Annotated in this window: 12 protein-coding genes; 3 read left to right on the top strand and 9 right to left on the bottom strand. The window is 73.4% G+C overall.

The annotated features are described in order from the left end of the window. Position 1: 1 nt before the first annotated feature. The 9 genes from ACFY3L_RS38705 to ACFY3L_RS38665 all read right to left on the bottom strand — a co-directional run bounded on the left by ACFY3L_RS38705 (position 2) and on the right by ACFY3L_RS38665 (position 11757). Positions 2–2551, bottom strand: a complete 2550-nt coding sequence (locus ACFY3L_RS38705) for a glycoside hydrolase family 2 protein (RefSeq protein ID WP_389336140.1) — start codon at positions 2549–2551, stop codon at positions 2–4. Between the two features lie 114 nt (positions 2552–2665). Then, positions 2666–3742 carry a LacI family DNA-binding transcriptional regulator gene (locus ACFY3L_RS38700; protein ID WP_389336137.1) on the bottom strand — a complete coding sequence of 359 codons (1077 nt, stop codon included), beginning with the start codon at positions 3740–3742 and terminating at the stop codon, positions 2666–2668. A gap of 172 nt (positions 3743–3914) precedes the next feature. Continuing rightward, positions 3915–5186, bottom strand: coding sequence for an LLM class flavin-dependent oxidoreductase (locus ACFY3L_RS38695; protein ID WP_389336134.1), 1272 nt, complete (start codon positions 5184–5186; stop codon positions 3915–3917). Next, entirely contained in the window at positions 5183–6004 is an 822-nt protein-coding gene (locus ACFY3L_RS38690) for an LLM class flavin-dependent oxidoreductase (protein ID WP_389336131.1), read from the bottom strand. The genes ACFY3L_RS38695 and ACFY3L_RS38690 overlap by 4 nt, the downstream gene beginning before the upstream one ends. Further along, the gene (locus tag ACFY3L_RS38685; protein WP_389336128.1) at positions 6004–6696 is read right to left on the bottom strand and encodes a GNAT family N-acetyltransferase; all 693 of its coding nucleotides are present in this window, start codon (positions 6694–6696) and stop codon (positions 6004–6006) included. The genes ACFY3L_RS38690 and ACFY3L_RS38685 overlap by 1 nt, the downstream gene beginning before the upstream one ends. A 22-nt stretch (positions 6697–6718) precedes the next feature. After that, complete coding sequence (locus ACFY3L_RS38680; protein ID WP_389336125.1) at positions 6719–8314, bottom strand: dipeptide ABC transporter ATP-binding protein; 1596 nt, start codon at positions 8312–8314, stop codon at positions 6719–6721. 1 nt (position 8315) lies between these two features. Then, positions 8316–9194 (bottom strand): ABC transporter permease, encoded by an 879-nt coding sequence (locus ACFY3L_RS38675; RefSeq protein WP_389336122.1) that lies wholly within the window; start codon positions 9192–9194, stop codon positions 8316–8318. Between the two features lie 5 nt (positions 9195–9199). Beyond that, positions 9200–10120, bottom strand: coding sequence for an ABC transporter permease (locus ACFY3L_RS38670; protein WP_389336119.1), 921 nt, complete (start codon positions 10118–10120; stop codon positions 9200–9202). A 14-nt stretch (positions 10121–10134) separates the two neighbouring features. Then, entirely contained in the window at positions 10135–11757 is a 1623-nt protein-coding gene (locus ACFY3L_RS38665; RefSeq protein WP_389336116.1) for an ABC transporter substrate-binding protein, read from the bottom strand. 237 nt (positions 11758–11994) lie between these two features. On the opposite strand from ACFY3L_RS38665, the gene ACFY3L_RS38660 reads away from it, so the two are divergent. Genes ACFY3L_RS38660 through ACFY3L_RS38650 form a run of 3 tightly spaced genes read left to right on the top strand, consistent with a single transcriptional unit; the run spans position 11995 to position 15313 of the window. After that, positions 11995–12837: a glutathione S-transferase C-terminal domain-containing protein gene (locus ACFY3L_RS38660; protein ID WP_389336113.1), complete on the top strand. Its 843-nt coding sequence runs from the start codon at positions 11995–11997 to the stop codon at positions 12835–12837. Continuing rightward, a complete protein-coding gene (locus ACFY3L_RS38655; protein ID WP_389336110.1) occupies positions 12834–13991 on the top strand; it encodes an LLM class flavin-dependent oxidoreductase in 1158 nt (385 codons plus the stop codon). The genes ACFY3L_RS38660 and ACFY3L_RS38655 overlap by 4 nt, the downstream gene beginning before the upstream one ends. Next, positions 13988–15313: an NtaA/DmoA family FMN-dependent monooxygenase gene (locus ACFY3L_RS38650; RefSeq protein ID WP_389336107.1), complete on the top strand. Its 1326-nt coding sequence runs from the start codon at positions 13988–13990 to the stop codon at positions 15311–15313. Before ACFY3L_RS38655 ends, ACFY3L_RS38650 begins: the two co-directional genes overlap by 4 nt. Positions 15314–15315: the final 2 nt, after the last annotated feature.

Here is a 15315-nt window from a genome sequence, read left to right as displayed (position 1 = left end):
GTCAGGGGGTGACGAGGTCGTTCGCGGTGCGCAGGACCGGGGCGGTGCGCCAGGCGGGGTCGTCCGGAGCGGGCAGGTCCGGGCCGGTGACGCGCAGGGTCACAGAGGCGCCGGGCAGCAGGGTCACGAGCTGGTCGTCGACCGTTGCCGCGGGGGAGAGGCGGTCGGCGAACAGGGTGAGGTCACGCACCAGCGTCCGGGCGGTGATCTCCACGTCGGCGCCGCCGTCGAAGGGCCGGACGGCCACGTCGACAGCCGCCGCCGGGTACGCCAGGTCCACGTCCTCGGCGAAGAACCACACCGCGCGGTCGGCGGTGATGAGCTCCGCCGACGGCGAGTCCGGCGTGGCCACGTCCGCCGGCAGCGGCAGCGTCACCGACCCGTGGGCCGGCACGTCCAGCGTGACCGTGGTCTTCGCGATGATGTCGCCGGCGAAGGAGACGCGCTGCACGTCCAGCTGGGCCTGCCAGGGGAGCGCCGAGTCGTTGACGGCCACCAGCGCGGGCGCGCCGTCGCGCGGCTGGAAGGTGAGGAGACGGTCGGCGTACACCCGCCGCAGCGCGAACCACAGCGGCTTGCGGCGACCGTCGCCGTCCACGGCGGACCACGACGTGACGGGCCAGTTGTCGTTGAGCTGCCACAGGATCGTGCCCATGCACAGGGGGCGCAGCGAGCGGAAGTGTTCGATCCCGAACGTGATGGCGCGGGCCTGGTTGAGCTGCGTCGCCCAGTGCCAGTCGGCGAAGTCCGGGAAGGGGAGGTCCGCGGGCACGGGGAAGTGGCCGGCGAGGCCGCGGGCGAGCTTGCCGTTGCCGTCGGCGGCCTTCTGGTGGTGCAGGACACCCGGCGAGGAAGGGGTCAGGGGGTCGTCGGACACGGCGCGGCGGAGGGTGGCGTAGGTGGGCGGCGCCTGGAACCCGAACTCGGCCACGAACCGCGGCCGGTAGGTGCCGTAGTGCCGGTAGTCGTGGGTGTTCCACACGTCCCAGATGTGGGTGGTGCCGTGCGCGGGGTCGTTCGGGTGCACGCCGGAGTCCCCGGAGTAGGGGCTGCCCGGCCAGTACGGGCGGGACGGGTCCAACGCGTGCACGATCCCCGGCAGCACGTCCAGGTAGTAGCCGGCGCCCCAGGTGCGGCCCTCCAGCGCGGCCTGCCAGTCCCAGTCGTGCCAGCCCCAGATGTTCTCGTTGTTGCCGACCCACATGACCAGGCTCGGGTGCGGCATCAGGCGGACCACCTGCTCGCGCGCCTCCGCGGCGACCTCCGACGCCAGGGGCTCCTCCTCGGGGTACGCGGCGCACGCGAACAGGAAGTCCTGCCCGACGAGCAGCCCGAGGGAGTCGGCGAGCTCGTAGAAGTCCTCGCTCTCGTACCGGCCGCCGCCCCACACCCGCAGGTAGTTGACCCCGGCGTCGACGGCCTGGGTGAACCGCGCCTCGTAGCGGGCCCGGTCGACGCGGGTGACGAACGCGTCGTCGGGGATCCAGTTCACGCCTCGCACGAACACCGGCACCCCGTTGACGACCAGCGTGAAGGCCGTCCCGTCGGCGTCGGCGGCGGTGTCCAGCACCACCGTGCGGAAGCCGATCCGGCGCTGCCACGCGTCGAGCGGATCGGGGCCGGCGGACAGGGTCACCGACAGGTCGTACAGCGAGGGATCGCCGTATCCGCGGGGCCACCACAGCCGCACGTCCGGCACCCGCACCCGCACCGACGCCTCGGTGGCCCCGGCCGGGACCTCCGCCGACGCCGTGACGCCGGCGACCGTGGCGGTCACGGTCAGCGGGTCGCCGGCCGCGCGCTCGACCGTCACGTGCACGTCCACGACGCCGTCGGCGCCGTCGACGCTCACCACCGGCCGCACCGAGTCCAGGCGCGCCACCGACCACGACGCGAGGCCGATCGGCTGCCAGATGCCGGCGGTGACGAGGGTCGGACCCCAGTCCCAGCCGAAGTTCGAGGCCATCTTGCGGATGTACTGGAAGGGCTCGTCGTACGCGTTGGGGCGGGCTCCCAGCGCGTCCCGGACGCCCAGCGCGTACTCGTACGCCGAGTCGAAGTGCACCTCGAGCACGTTGCCGGTGGGCCGCAGCAGGGAGCGCACGTCGAACCGGTAGCCGCGGTGCATGTTCGCCGTCCGGCCCAGCCGCACCCCGTTGAGCGTCACCGTCGCCACCGTGTCCAGGCCGTCGGCGACCAGGTCCACCCGGTCGGCGGCGGCCGCGTCGGCCGCGTCGGCCGCGTTGCCCTGGTCGCCGCCGGCGACCGCGTTGCCCTGGTCGCCGCCGGCGACCGCGTTGCCCTGGTCGCCGCCGGCGACCGCGTCGGCCTGGTCGCCGCCGGCGACCGCGTCGAACGTCGTCGAGTAGACCCACGACGACCGGCCGATCCACGCCAGGTCGAGCTCGTTCGCGTCCAGGTACGGATCGGGGATCAGCCCGGCGGCGAGCAGGTCCGTGTGCACGCAGCCCGGCACGGTCGCCGGCACCGGGCCGTCGATGGAGGGTGCGCGCAGGGTCCATCCCGAGTGGAGGGGACGCAGGACAAGCATGTGGTGTGCTCCCGTGGTCACTGCCGGACTGAACCGGATAAGTACGCGAAGCATGACCTTAAGTTGGTGGTGTAAGGAGTGTCAACAGTAGCGCGCTGAACCGGTTGCGGACGGTCAGGCGGTGCGGCCGGGGCGCAGCGGCCGGGTCGACTGACGGGCGGTGAGGGTGCCCGGGGGCAGCGTGACGTGGCTGACCCCACCGCCGTTGATGGTCGTGAGCAGGGCACGGGCGGCGAGCTCCGCCTGCTCCGCCGGGGTCTGCTGCACGGCGGTGATCGCCGGGACGGTGATCTGGCACAGGTCGGAGTCGTCCCAGGCGACGACCGACACGTCCTCCGGCACGGACAGGCCCATCTCGTGCGCCACCTTCAGCGACGCGGCGGCCATCACGTCGTTGTCGAACACGACGGCGGTCGGCGGCTCCGCGCCGCTCATCAGCTCGCGCATCGCCCGCATGCCGTCGACGGCGCTGTAGTTGGTGTAGACGACCCGGTACCGGCCGGTGTCGAGCCCGGAGTCGGCGAGCGCCGCCAGGTACGCGGCGTCGCGCTGGCCGGTGTGGAAGAGCTCCTCGGTGCCGGCGACGCGGGCGATCGTGCGGTGCCCGAGGGCCCGCAGGTAGCCGACGATGGCGCGGGCGGTGCCGGCCGTGTCGGCGTCGACGGTGCTGCAGCCGTCGATCCCGGGCTTGCCGCCGATGACGGCGGCGGGCAGGCCGATCTCGACGAGCGCGTCGAGCCGCGGGTCGTCCTTGCGCAGGTCGGTCAGGATGACGCCGTCGACGTGCCGGCCCGCCCACCACTTGCGGTACACGTCGATGGTGTCCTCGATCCGGTCGACGAGGTGCAGCACCAGCGCGATGTCGTTGCGGTTGAGCTCGGCCTCGACGCCGCTGAGCATCTGCGTGAACCAGGAGTCGACGATCATCACCCGCGGCGGCCGGACGAGCACCAGCCCGACCGCGTTGGCGCGGGCGGTGCCCAGCGAGCGGGCGGCGATGTTAGGCGCCCAGCCGAGGTCCCGGGCGGCGGCGAGCACCCGCGCCCGGGTCTGCTCCGAGACGCCGGGCCGGTTGTTGAGCGCGTAGGACACGGCCGCCTCGGACACCCCGGCGTGGACGGCGACCTGGCGGATCGTGACCCGCGCCGGCCCGCTCGCCTCACCGCCGGTGTCCTTCGCTGCTGCGGCCACCTGTGCTCCCGCCTGCTCGCCCTGCACTGTCCGTGAGGGTACATCCCCGCAGGGGGGTCACGCCGCCGCCTCCGCTGCGCTCCGGCGTCGGCCTGAGCTGAACTGCAATGCTGGTTCGCGGCCCGAGACGCTTCGCCGGCCGCTCACACCGGCGGCCGCACCGCGAGCATCGTCAGGCCGGCGGCAGCCCCAGGTGCGAGCGCAGCGTGGTGCCCTCGTACGCGGTGCGGTACACGCCGCGCTCCTGCAGCTGCGGCACGAGCCGGTCCACGATGTCCTCCACGGTGCCCGGCAGCAGCTGCGGCAGCAGGTTGAACCCGTCGACGACCCGGTCCCGCACGTAGCGGGACCACTCGTCGGCGACCTGCCCGGGCGTGCCGACGAACGTGTTGTGCCGCGGCGTCACCTCGATCACCAGGTCCCGGATCGACAGCCCGCGCTCCGCCGCGAGGGACCGCCACACGGCGATCCGCTGCAGCTTGCCGGTGCGCAGCTCGATCGGGATGGTGCCGCGGGACGGGTCCAGTTCGCCCTCGGCCGGGTCGATGTCCGGCAGCGGCCCGTCGGGGTCGTAGCCGGAGAGGTCCTTGCCCCAGTACTGCTCCAGGAACGCGATCGCGCGTGGCCCGGTGGTCTGTTCCCGGGTGATCCAGTGGGCGCGCTCCTGCGCCTCCTGGAGAGTGTCGCCGAGCACGACCGACGCGCCGGGCAGGATCCGCAGCGAGTCCGCGGCCCGGCCGTGCCGGGCGAGCCGCGCCCGCAGGTCCGCGGCGTAGGCGGCGGCCTTGTCGTAGTCGGTGTTCGCGGAGAAGACCACGTCGGCGTGGCGGGCGGCGAGCTCGCGGCCGCCGTCGGAGTCGCCGGCCTGGAAGAGCACCGGCCGCCCCTGCGGGCTCGGCGGGACCGCGCCGGTCGCGTCGAGCGTGACGAGGTCGGTGTCGCGGACGACGTGCTCGTTGCGCCACAACGCCTTCGCGGTCTCGACGAACGCCGTCGCCCGCTCGTAGCGGCGCTCGTGCGGCAGCCAGCCGCCGTGCCGGAAGTTCGCGCCGGTCCACGCGTTGTCGGTGGTCACGATGTTCCAGCCGGCCCGGCCGCCGGAGACGGCGTCGAGACTCGCCAGCCGGCGGGCCAGGTCCGCGGGGTAGTTGTAGGTGGTGTTCTGCGTGGCGACCAGCCCGATGTGGGTCGTCTCGGCGGCGAGCGCGGCGAGCTGCGTGATCGCGTCGGGCCGTCCGGCGACGTCGAGGTCGTACACGGTGCCGCGGTTCTCCCGCACGCGCAGGCCCTCGCCGAGGAAGAACGCGTCGAACAGCCCCCGCTCCATGGTGCGCACGACGTCGACGAACGTGTCGATGTGGGTGTGCTCGGCGAAGTCCGGCTCGGTCCACAGCAGGTTGGGCCCGACGCCGGTGAAGAACACACCGAGATGCAACTGGGTCATGCCGTGCTCCTCGCGGTCGCGTAACGGTTTCCGGGCCGGGGGAGGCCGAGCCTCTCCCGCAGGGTCGCGCCGGGTGCGCCCGCGGCGATGGCGGGTGGTGTACCGCCGTGGAAGTGCACCCCGTCGACCACGCCCTCCAGCGCGGCGGCGTCGAAGCCGGCGGGCACGTCGGCGAAGACCAGCGGCACCCCGGTCGCGCGGGCCGCGGCGGCGCGCCCGGCGATGTCCGCGACGCCGGCGCCCCGCACCAGCGCGACGTCCAGCTCCGCCGCGATCGCGGCGGCGCCGATGACGACGACCTGCCCCTGCGGCGGGCGGGGAGTGATGAGCGGGCCGGCGACGGAGAACCCGGGGCCCTCGAAGTCGACGTGGTGCACCTTCCGCGGGTCGAGGAACCGGCCGGTCGGCACGTCCCGGATGACCGCGTCGTCCTCCCACGAGTCCCACAGCCGGCGGGCGACCTCGACGACGGCGGCGACCTCGCCGGCGTCGACCTGAAGACGGCCGACGGTGGCGAGGTCCGGTGGTGCCGTGGTGGCGCCGACGACCCAGCCGGCCCGCCCCAGCGACGCGTGGTCGAGGCTGGCGAGCTGGGTGGCGAGGTGGAACGGCTCGGTGGTGGTGGCGTGCAGGGTGGGCGCGAGCCCGATCGTCGTGGTGCGCCGCGCCAGGTAGGCGGCCAGGACCCCCGCCTCGATGCCGGCCCGCCGCGGCGCGTCGGGGAACGTCACGAACGCGTAGCCGGCCTGCTCGGCGTCGAGCACGGCCCGCTCCAGGGCGGCGAGCGACGGCGCCTGGACCTCGGTGGCGTAGAGCATCAGGCCGGCCCTCCCACGAGCGACGGGACCCGGACCGCCCGGAACGTGGTGCGGCGGCGCAGCTGGAAGCCGATCGACTCGTACAGGCGGATCGCGCCGGTGTTCGTCGCGGCGGCGTGCAGGAACGGCTGCTCGCCGCGGGCGCGGATGCCGTGCGCGACGGCCCGCACGAGCCGGGTCGCGAGGCCCTGCCCGCGGTGCGCGGGGTCGGTGCAGACGGCGGAGATCTCGGTCCAGCCGGGCGGGTGCAGCCGCTCCCCGGCGAGCGCGACCAGCTTCCCGTCGCGGCGGATGCCGAGGTACGTGCCGAGCTCGATCGTGCGCCGCCGGAACGGTCCCGGCTGGGTCCGTTCGACGAGGTCGAGGATCTCGGGCACGTCGGCGGTGGTCAGGACGGCGGCCTCCGGGTCGGGGCGCGCCTCGAGAGCGACGTCGATCAGCTGCACGCCGCCGGCCTCGAGGACGACCTCCCAGTGCGCCGGCGGGGGCGGCGCCGTGCCGGTGATCGTGACGACCTCGCCGGCGCCGGCGAGCGCGGCCACGTCGTCCCAGACGTCCGGGCCGGAGCCGGGCGCGACGGTGATGAACGGGGTGACGTCGGTCTGGTAGCGGATGGCGTCGCCGCTGCGCTCGGCGAAGCGGGCGTGCGGGCCGGTGAGCGCGGCCCAGGCTGGGTTGTCCAGAATGTGCATGGTTGTCCCTGGTGGAGAGCGGTCAGCTGGTCAGCGCCGGCAGGGCGGCGAGAAGGGTCCGGGTGTAGGCGTGCCCGGGCCGGGCGAAGACGTCCTCGACCGGGCCGTGCTCGACGACGCGGCCGTCGTGCATGACGAGCACACGGTCGGCCAGGTGGTGGATGACGCCGAGGTCGTGGGAGATGAACAGCAGCGCCGTGCCGTCGGCGGCGCGCAGGTCCGCGAGCAGGTCGAGGACCTGCGCCTGGACCGACACGTCCAGCGCCGACACCGGTTCGTCGCAGACGAGGACGTCAGGGCGGGGACCGACGGCGCGGGCGATCGCGACCCGCTGCCGCTGCCCGCCGGACAGGGCCCGCGGGTGGCGGCGCAGGTGTGCGGCGCTCAGACCGACCCGCTCCAGGAGCTCCACGACCCGGTCCCGGCGGGCCGCGCCGCGCAGCCCGAGGGGTTCCGCGACGAGCTTCTCCACCGTGTACCGCGGGTCGAACGAGCTGAGCGGATCCTGCGAGACGACCTGCAGGCGGCGACGGTCGGGCCGGCGCCGCCGCTCGGGTACCCCCGTCCAGGGCTTGCCGGCGAGGTGCACGGTGCCCTGGTCGGGTTCGAGGAGCCCGAGCGCGATCCGCGCCACGGTGGTCTTGCCGGAGCCGGACTCGCCGACGACGCCGAGGATCTCGCCCCGGGCGAGCGTGAAGCTGACGTCGTCGACGGCGTGCCGGGCGCCGTAGCGCTTGTGCAGCCCCTCGGCGCGCAGCACGACCCGGTCCGGCTCGACCGCCGGCGGCGGCAGCGGCTCACGGCCGGCGGTGCTGAGCCGGTGGCCGCGCGACGCGGCGGTCGGCACCGCGGCGAGGAGCATGCGGGTGTAGGCGTGCTCGGGGGCGGTGAGGATCCGCCCGGTCGGGCCCTGCTCGACGATGACGCCGTCGTGCATGACGAGGACGCGGTCGGCGATGCCGGCGACGACGGCGAGGTCGTGGCTGATGAGCAGCAGCGTCGAGCCGGCCGCGCGGCGCTCCGCGAGCAGCCGCAGCAGCTGCGCCTGCACGGTGACGTCCAGCGCCGTGGTCGGCTCGTCGGCGATGAGCAGCGGCGGGTCGGCGGCGATCGCCGAGGCGATCAGCGCGCGCTGGCGCAGCCCGCCGGACAGCTGGTGCGGGTACTGCTTCGCGCGGACCGCGGGCTCCGGCACGTGCACCGCGTCGAGCAGCGCGGTGATCCGCGCGTCGCGGGTGGCGGCGGTGCCGACGCCGTGGGTGCGCAGCACCTCGCCGATCTCCTGGCCGACGGTGTTGAGCGGGTCGAGGGAGACGAGCGCGTCCTGCAGCACGAGCCCGGCGACCCGGCCGCGCAGGCGGCGCCAGTCCCGGTCGGTGTACCGGGTCGTGTCGCGCCCGTCGATGTCCAGTGTGGACGCCCGGACGTCGGCGCCGGGACCGGCGAGGCCGACGAGGCTGCGGGCGGTGACGCTCTTGCCGGAGCCGCTCTCCCCGACGATCGCGACGCACTCGCCGCGCTCGACGGTGAAGCTGACGCCGCGCACGGCGTGCACGGGCCCCGTGCCGTGCCCGGGGAACGTGACCCGCAGGTCGGTGACGGTCACCAGGGGCGCCATGTCAGCGCCTCCCTTCGAAGCGGCGCTGGAGCCGGCGGCCCACCGCGGTCAGCGAGATGACGGTGATCGTGAGCGTCGCGCCCGGCAGGATCGCCGCCCACCACGCGACCCGCAGGTAGTTGCGGCTCTCGGCGAGCATCGCGCCCCACTCCGGCGACGGCGGCTGCGGCCCCAAGCCGAGGAACGACAGCGCGGACGCGTTGACGATCGACGTGCCCAGGCCGATCGTGGCGAGGATCGGCAGCGGGCCGAGCACGTTGGGCAGGATGTGCCGCCACACGAGCCGGGCCCGGGACAGGCCGAACGTGACGGCCTGCTCGACGTAGCCGGAGCGGCGCACCAGCAGCGTCTGGGCGCGCACGATCCGGCCGTACCGGGGCGCGAACGCCAGGGCGATGGCCATGATGAGGCTCGGGGTGCCCGGCTCGGTGAACGCGATGAACAGCAGCGCCAGCAGGACCTCGGGGAACGCGGACAGGACGTCCAGCGCGCGGCTGACCACTTCGTCGACGGCGCGCGGGGCGAGCCCGGCGATCAGGCCGAGGAGCCCGCCGAGCAGCACCGACAGCGCAGTCGCGGCCGCGCCGATGCTCAGCGAGTAGCGGGCGCCGTGCACGACCCGGGTGAAGACGTCCCGGCCGAGCTGGTCGGTGCCGAACCAGTGCGCGCCGCTGGGCGCCTGGAGGGCGGCGAACGGGTCGGCGGCGAGGGGGTCGGTGCCGGTCAGCAGCTTCGGTGCGACGGCCGCGACGGCGACGGACAGCAGCACGAGCGCCGCGGCGACGACGCCCGGCGCGATCCTGCGGCCGCGGCCGGGCGCGGCCGGCCCGGTGTCGCCGGCGGCGACCGGCGCGGTCTTCTCGGGCAGTGCGATCGACATGACGGTCAGCCTTTCCGCAGGCGCGGGTCGACGAGCAGGTACGCCAGGTCGGCGAGCGTGCTCAGCGCCACGTAGATGAAGGCGGCGAGCATCACCACGGCGAGCACCACGGGGATGTCCTTGTTGCCGACCGCCTCGGTGGCGACCTCGCCGAGGCCGGGCCGGCCGAAGACCCGCTCGACCACGACGGCGGCGCTGAGCAGGAAGCCGATCAGCGTGCCGGCGAGGGTCACCGCGGGCAGCAGCGCGTGCCGCAGGGCGTGCCGCCACAGCAGCGCGAGCCGGGTCAGCCCGCGGGCCCTGGCGGTCACCGCGAACGGCTCCTCCAGGGCCCGTTCGAGGCCTTCGCGGATGACCTGGCTGAGCAGCCCGCCGATCGGCAGCGCGAGCGACACCGCGGGCAGCACCAGCGCGGAGGCGTCCCGGTCGCCGGAGACGGGGAACCAGCCGAGCTGGAAGGAGAACACGCTCAGCAGCAGGATGCCGATGAGGAAGCCGGGCGCGGACACCAGCGACAGCTCCAGGCCCGAGACGAGGCCGCGCAGCCAGCGGGCCCGCCCGGCGGTGACGATGGCGAGCCCGACGGCGATGACGGCGCTGAACGCCGACGCGAGCAGGGTCAGCTTCACCGTCGGCCAGACCTGGCTGCCGATGATGTCCACGACGGGCCGTTGCAGCACGTAGGAGCGGCCGAAGTCACCGTGCAGCAGGCGCCACAGGTAGTCCAGGTACTGCACCACCGCGGGCCGGTCGAGGCCGAGGTCCTGGGCGATCTGGGCGCGGATCTGCGGCGTGTCGGGGCCGTCGCCGACGAGGGTGTCGACGGTGTCGCCGGGGGCGAGCCGCAGCGCGAGGTAGGCCGCGGAGGCGGCGGCCCAGAGGACCACCGCCCCACTGCCGAGCCGCCGCAGGATCGGCTTCAGCATCGGCTGTGCCATCGCTACTTGCCGATCCACACGTTGTACGCGCTGGCGGGCACGCCCGCCGTCGGCTCGAAGCCCACCCCGCCGACCTTCTTCTGCGACGCGATCTGGTCCGCCGGCGCGTACAGCGGCAGCAGCACCGCCTGCTCGGTCAGGACCTTCTGCACCTTGGCGTAGGCCTCCTTGCGCTTGGCCGTGTCGCCGGCCCCCGCCGCCTCGGTGATCAGCTTCTCCAGCTCCGGGTCGGTGAACCCGTGCCGGTTGATCGGGGCGCCCTTCGGCACGATCAGGTTGATGGCGGCGCCGGCGTCGGTGTCGGCGCGGGAGTTGTCGAAGACCTCGAACTCGTTCTTCGCGAGGGCGTCGGTGGCGGTGCCCTGGTCGACGACCTTGACCTGCAGGTCGATGCCGGCGGTCTGCTTCACCGCGGCCTGCACGGCCTGGGCGAGGATGTCGCGCTTGTCGCGGACGAACGGCGCCGACAGCACGATCCTCGCCGTCAGCCGCTTGCCGTCCTTGGTGCGGAAGCCCTCGCCGTCCTTGGCGGTCCAGCCGGCCTCGTCGAGCAGCTTGTTGGCCTCGGTGGGGTTGTTGCCGTACGTCTTCTCGACCGACGCCTCGTAGAACGGGCCGGACGGGCTCAGCAGGCTCCAGGCGCGGGTCGCGGTGCCCCGGTAGACGCCCTGCAGCACGGCGTCGACGTCGACGGCGTCGCGGAACGCCTTGCGGACCCGGATGTCGTCGAACGGCGCGTGCGTGAGGTTGAAGTAGAGGTTGTACGCGGTGCCGCTGTTGAGCTGCTTGGCGAAGTTCAGGTTCGGGTCGCTCTTGACCAGTTCCTGCTCGGTGGCGGGCACGCCCTCGATGACGTCGACCTGGCCGGAGGTCAGCGCGCCGACGCGGACGCTGGACTCCTTCAGGAACCGGTAGGTGATCTCGTCGAGGTAGGCGGGGCCTTGGTGGCCGGCGTTGGACGGCGCCCACGCGTAGGCCGGGTTCTTCTTGTAGTGGACCTCCTGGCCCTTGGTGTAACGGTCGAGGATGAACGGCCCGGTGCCGACGACCGACGGCCCGCCCGCCTTCAGGTCGGGGCTCTTGAGCGATTTCGGGGACACCTGCGCGCCCTGCGGCGAGGCGAAGAAGTCGAGGATGACCACGTCCGGCTGCTTGAGGTGCACGGCGATCGTCGAGGCGTCGACGACCTGGGCGTCCTTGAAGTTCTTCAGCTGGGTGCCGGCGACGCCGGGCGCGTAGCCGGCGACGAGCAGCTGGTCGAGGTTGGCCTTGACGGCGGCCGCGTCGAACTTCTCGCCGTCGTGGAACGTGACGCCGTCACGCAGCTTGAACGTGTAGGTGAGCCCGTCGGCGGACACGTCCCACTTCGTCGCCAGCCACGGCAGGTAGCCGCCCTTGTCGTCGTGGGTGAGCAGCGCCTCGAAGCTGTTCCACACCAGCAGGCGGGCCTTGGCCTGGGCGTACTGGTGCGGGTTGAAGGTGATGGGTTCGGTCTCGATCGCCCAGGTGAGCTTGCCGCCCTGGACGGGTGCGCCGGTGGCCCCGGCGGCCGGGTCCCCGGCGGCGCCGTTGCAGCCGCCGAGCAGTAAGGCCACGACGGCAAGGGACGCAAGGTATCTACGCATGGGACATCCTCAATGGGGTTTCGCGACGGGTGCGACGGGTGCGACTGCGCGACGAAGCGACGGGCCGGCACCGTGATCGGTCAGCGGCCTCTCGTCGGGTCAGTGCAGCAGTGGCTGTGCGTGACTGTCAACGGTCGATGGGCCGTCCTGTCGGGCATGTCACGTACCTCTGGATTAATTCCTAGTATCCACGTAGGATTGGTCGGCTATGAAGCTCCGGATCGACGGAGGACGACCATGTCGAAACTGCCCCGCTCAAGCCGTCTGGCCAGCCCGGTCGACACCACGGCCCACGGCGAGTACCGCATTTCCCAGGACCCGGGCGACCCCCGGCCCTTGTACCGCTTCAGCGGCCGGGTGCCGGAGGGTACCCAACCGGGCCGCTACCACATCTATGCCGGCTGGTTCTGCCCGTGGTCGCAGCGCGTGACGATCGCCCACGCGCTCGCCGGCCTGCGGGACGTCGTCGGCGTCTCGTACGTCGACAACGCCCGCGACGGGCGCGGCTGGGCCTTCCGGGAGCGCTACGGCCCGGACCCGGTCAACGGCTTCACCCTGCTGCGCCAGGCCTACGAGGCGACCGAGCCGGGCTTCGACGGGCACATCTCCGTCCCGACGCTCTGGGACCGCACGGACGGCGTGGTGCTCAGCAACGACTTCAAGGGCATCGGCATCGACCTCGCGACCCGGTTCCGGCACCTGGCGACGCCGGTGATCGACACCTACCCGGAGGCGCACCGCGAGGAAATCGAGCAGCTCGACGAGTGGCTCAACCCGGCCGTGAACCGCGCGGCCCGGGGCAGCACCGAGCTGCTGGACGCCTTCGGCACCCTCGACGAGCGGCTCGCCAGCCGGCGCTACCTGCTCGGCCCTGAGATCACCGAGGCCGACATCCGGCTGTACGTGACGCTCGCGCGCCACGGCGCCGGGCTCGCCGACTTCCCGCATCTGTGGGCCTACGCCCGCGACCTCTACACGGTGCCGGCCTTCCGCGACACCACCGACTTCACCACGTACGCCGAACCCGTCGTCCTGGACTGGGACGAGCCGGTGCACCGTGCGGAAGGGATCCCCGCGTGACCTCGCAGCTCCATCTGGCGGTCGCGCTGGACGGTGCCGGGTGGCACCCCGCCGCCTGGCGCGACCCGTCCACGCACCCGGATTCGCTGTTCGCGCCGGAGTACTGGCTGGACCTCGTCCGCCTGGCCGAGCGCGGCAAGCTGGACTTCGTCACCATCGAGGACTCCCTGGGCCTGCAGTCCGGCCGGTACGACGGCCTCGACGGGCGGGCCGACCACGTGAAGGGCCGCCTCGACGCGCTGCTCATCGCGGCCAGGGTGGCGCCGGTGACGACCCACATCGGGCTCGTGCCGACGGTGACCGTGACCCACACCGAGCCGTTCCACGTCTCGACCCAGCTCGCCACCCTCGACTACCTGAGCACCGGCCGGGCCGGCTGGCGGGCGCAGGTGTCGGGCCGGCCCGCCGAGGCCGCGCACTTCGGCCATCGCGAGTTCCCGTCGTTCGACCCGGCGGCCCACGCCGAGCCGGCCGCGCAGGCGTTCGTCGCGGAGCTGTTCGCCGAGGCCGCCGACCACATCGAGGTGGTCCGCCGGCTGTGGGACAGCTGGGAGGACGACGCCGAGATCCGCGACGTCGCCACCGGCCGGTTCATCGACCGCGACAAGCTGCACTACATCGACTTCACCGGGCGGCACTTCAGCGTCAAGGGCCCGTCGATCACGCCGCGCCCGCCGCAGGGCCAGCCGGTCGTCACCGCCCTCACCCACTCCAGCCTCGGCTACGGGCTCGGCGCCGACATCCTGTACGTGACGCCGTCCGACGCGGCGAACGCCGCCGAGATCGTCGCCGAGGTCCGCGCCACCGGGCCGGTGAAGGTGTTCGCCGACGTGGTGGTGTTCCTGGACGCCGACCGCAAGGCCCGCCTCGACGAGCTCGACGGCAGCCAGTACACCAGCGACGCCCACATCCACGTCGGTGACGCCGCCGGGCTGGCCGCGCTGCTGCTGTCGTGGCGCGACGCCGGCATCGACGGCTTCCGGCTGCGCCCCGGGGTGCTGCCCGCCGACCTGACGGCCATCGTCGACGAGCTGCTGCCGCTGCTGCGGGCCGAGGGCGCGTTCCGCACCGACTACACGAGCACCACCCTGCGCGGGCACCTCGGGCTGCCCGCCGCGCGGAACCGTTACGCCCGCACGGAGGTCGCCGCATGAAACAGGTCATCCTCGCGGCGCACTTCCCGGGCGTGAACAACACGACGGTGTGGAGCGACCCGGCGGCCGGCAGCCAGATCGCGTTCGAGTCGTTCCGGCACCTGGCGCAGACCGCGGAGCGCGGCCGGTTCGACTTCTTCTTCCTCGCCGAAGGGCTGCGGCTGCGCGAGCAGCGGGGCCGCATCCACGACCTGGACGTCGTCGGCCGGCCCGACGCGCTCACCGTCCTCGCCGGGCTCGCCGCCGTCACCACCCACCTCGGGCTGACCGGCACCGTCAACGCCACCTTCAACGAGCCCTACGAGCTGGCCCGCAAGCTCGCGTCGCTGGACCACCTGTCCGGCGGCCGGGCCGGCTGGAACGTCGTCACGTCCTCCGACGCGTTCACCGGCGAGAACTTCCGCCGCGGCGGCTACCTCGACCGCGCGGACCGCTACACCCGCGCCGCCGAGGTCCTGCACACCGCGCGCGAGCTGTGGGACACCTGGCCGCCCGACGAGGTGGTCGCGGACCGCGTCGCCGGGCTGTTCACCCGCACCGCGGACCCCGGCGCGTTCGTCCACAGTGGACAACACGTCGACATCCGCGGCCACTTCACGGTGCCGCGCACGCCGCAGGGCCGGCCGCTCATCATCCAGGCCGGCGACTCGGACCCCGGCCGCGAGTTCGCCGCCCGCGACGCCGACGCCATCTTCTCCCGGCACGGCACCCTGGAGGCCGGCAAGGCGTTCTACGCCGACGTGAAGGGCCGCATGGCTCGGCACGGCCGGCACCCCGACGAGCTGAAGATCCTCCCAGCCAGTACGTTCGTCCTGGGCTCCTCGTTGGCTGACGCCACCGAGAAGGCGCACCACATCCGGCGGCAGCAGGTCAGCCCGCAGACCGCGATCCTGCTCCTCGAACAACTGTGGAACAAGGACCTCAGCGACCACGACCCCGAAGGGCCGCTGCCCGTCTTCGACCCCGTCGTGGAGGACGACTCCATCATCAAGGGCCGCGCCCGCCTCTTCGACGACCCCCTGGCCACCGCCCGGCAGTGGCGTTCGCTGGCGGACGAGAAAGGGCTCGGCATCCGTGACCTCATCATCGAGGTCACGGGCCGGCAGACCTTCATCGGCACCCCTTCGAGCGTCGCGGCCACCATCGACGAGTTCGTGCAGAGCGACGCCGCCGACGGGTTCATCCTCGTGCCGCACATCGTGCCGGGCGGCCTCGACGAGTTCGTCGACACCGTCGTGCCGCTGCTGCAGGAGCGCGGCGCCTTCCGCACCGACTACACCACCACGACGCTGCGCGGGCACCTCGGGCTCCGGCATGAGTGACC

It is taken from the genome of Dactylosporangium sp. NPDC000521 (assembly GCF_042898305.1).
In the GTDB taxonomy this organism is placed as follows: Bacteria; Actinomycetota; Actinomycetes; order Mycobacteriales; family Micromonosporaceae; genus Dactylosporangium.
This window is presented reverse-complemented; position numbering and strand designations above follow the sequence as displayed.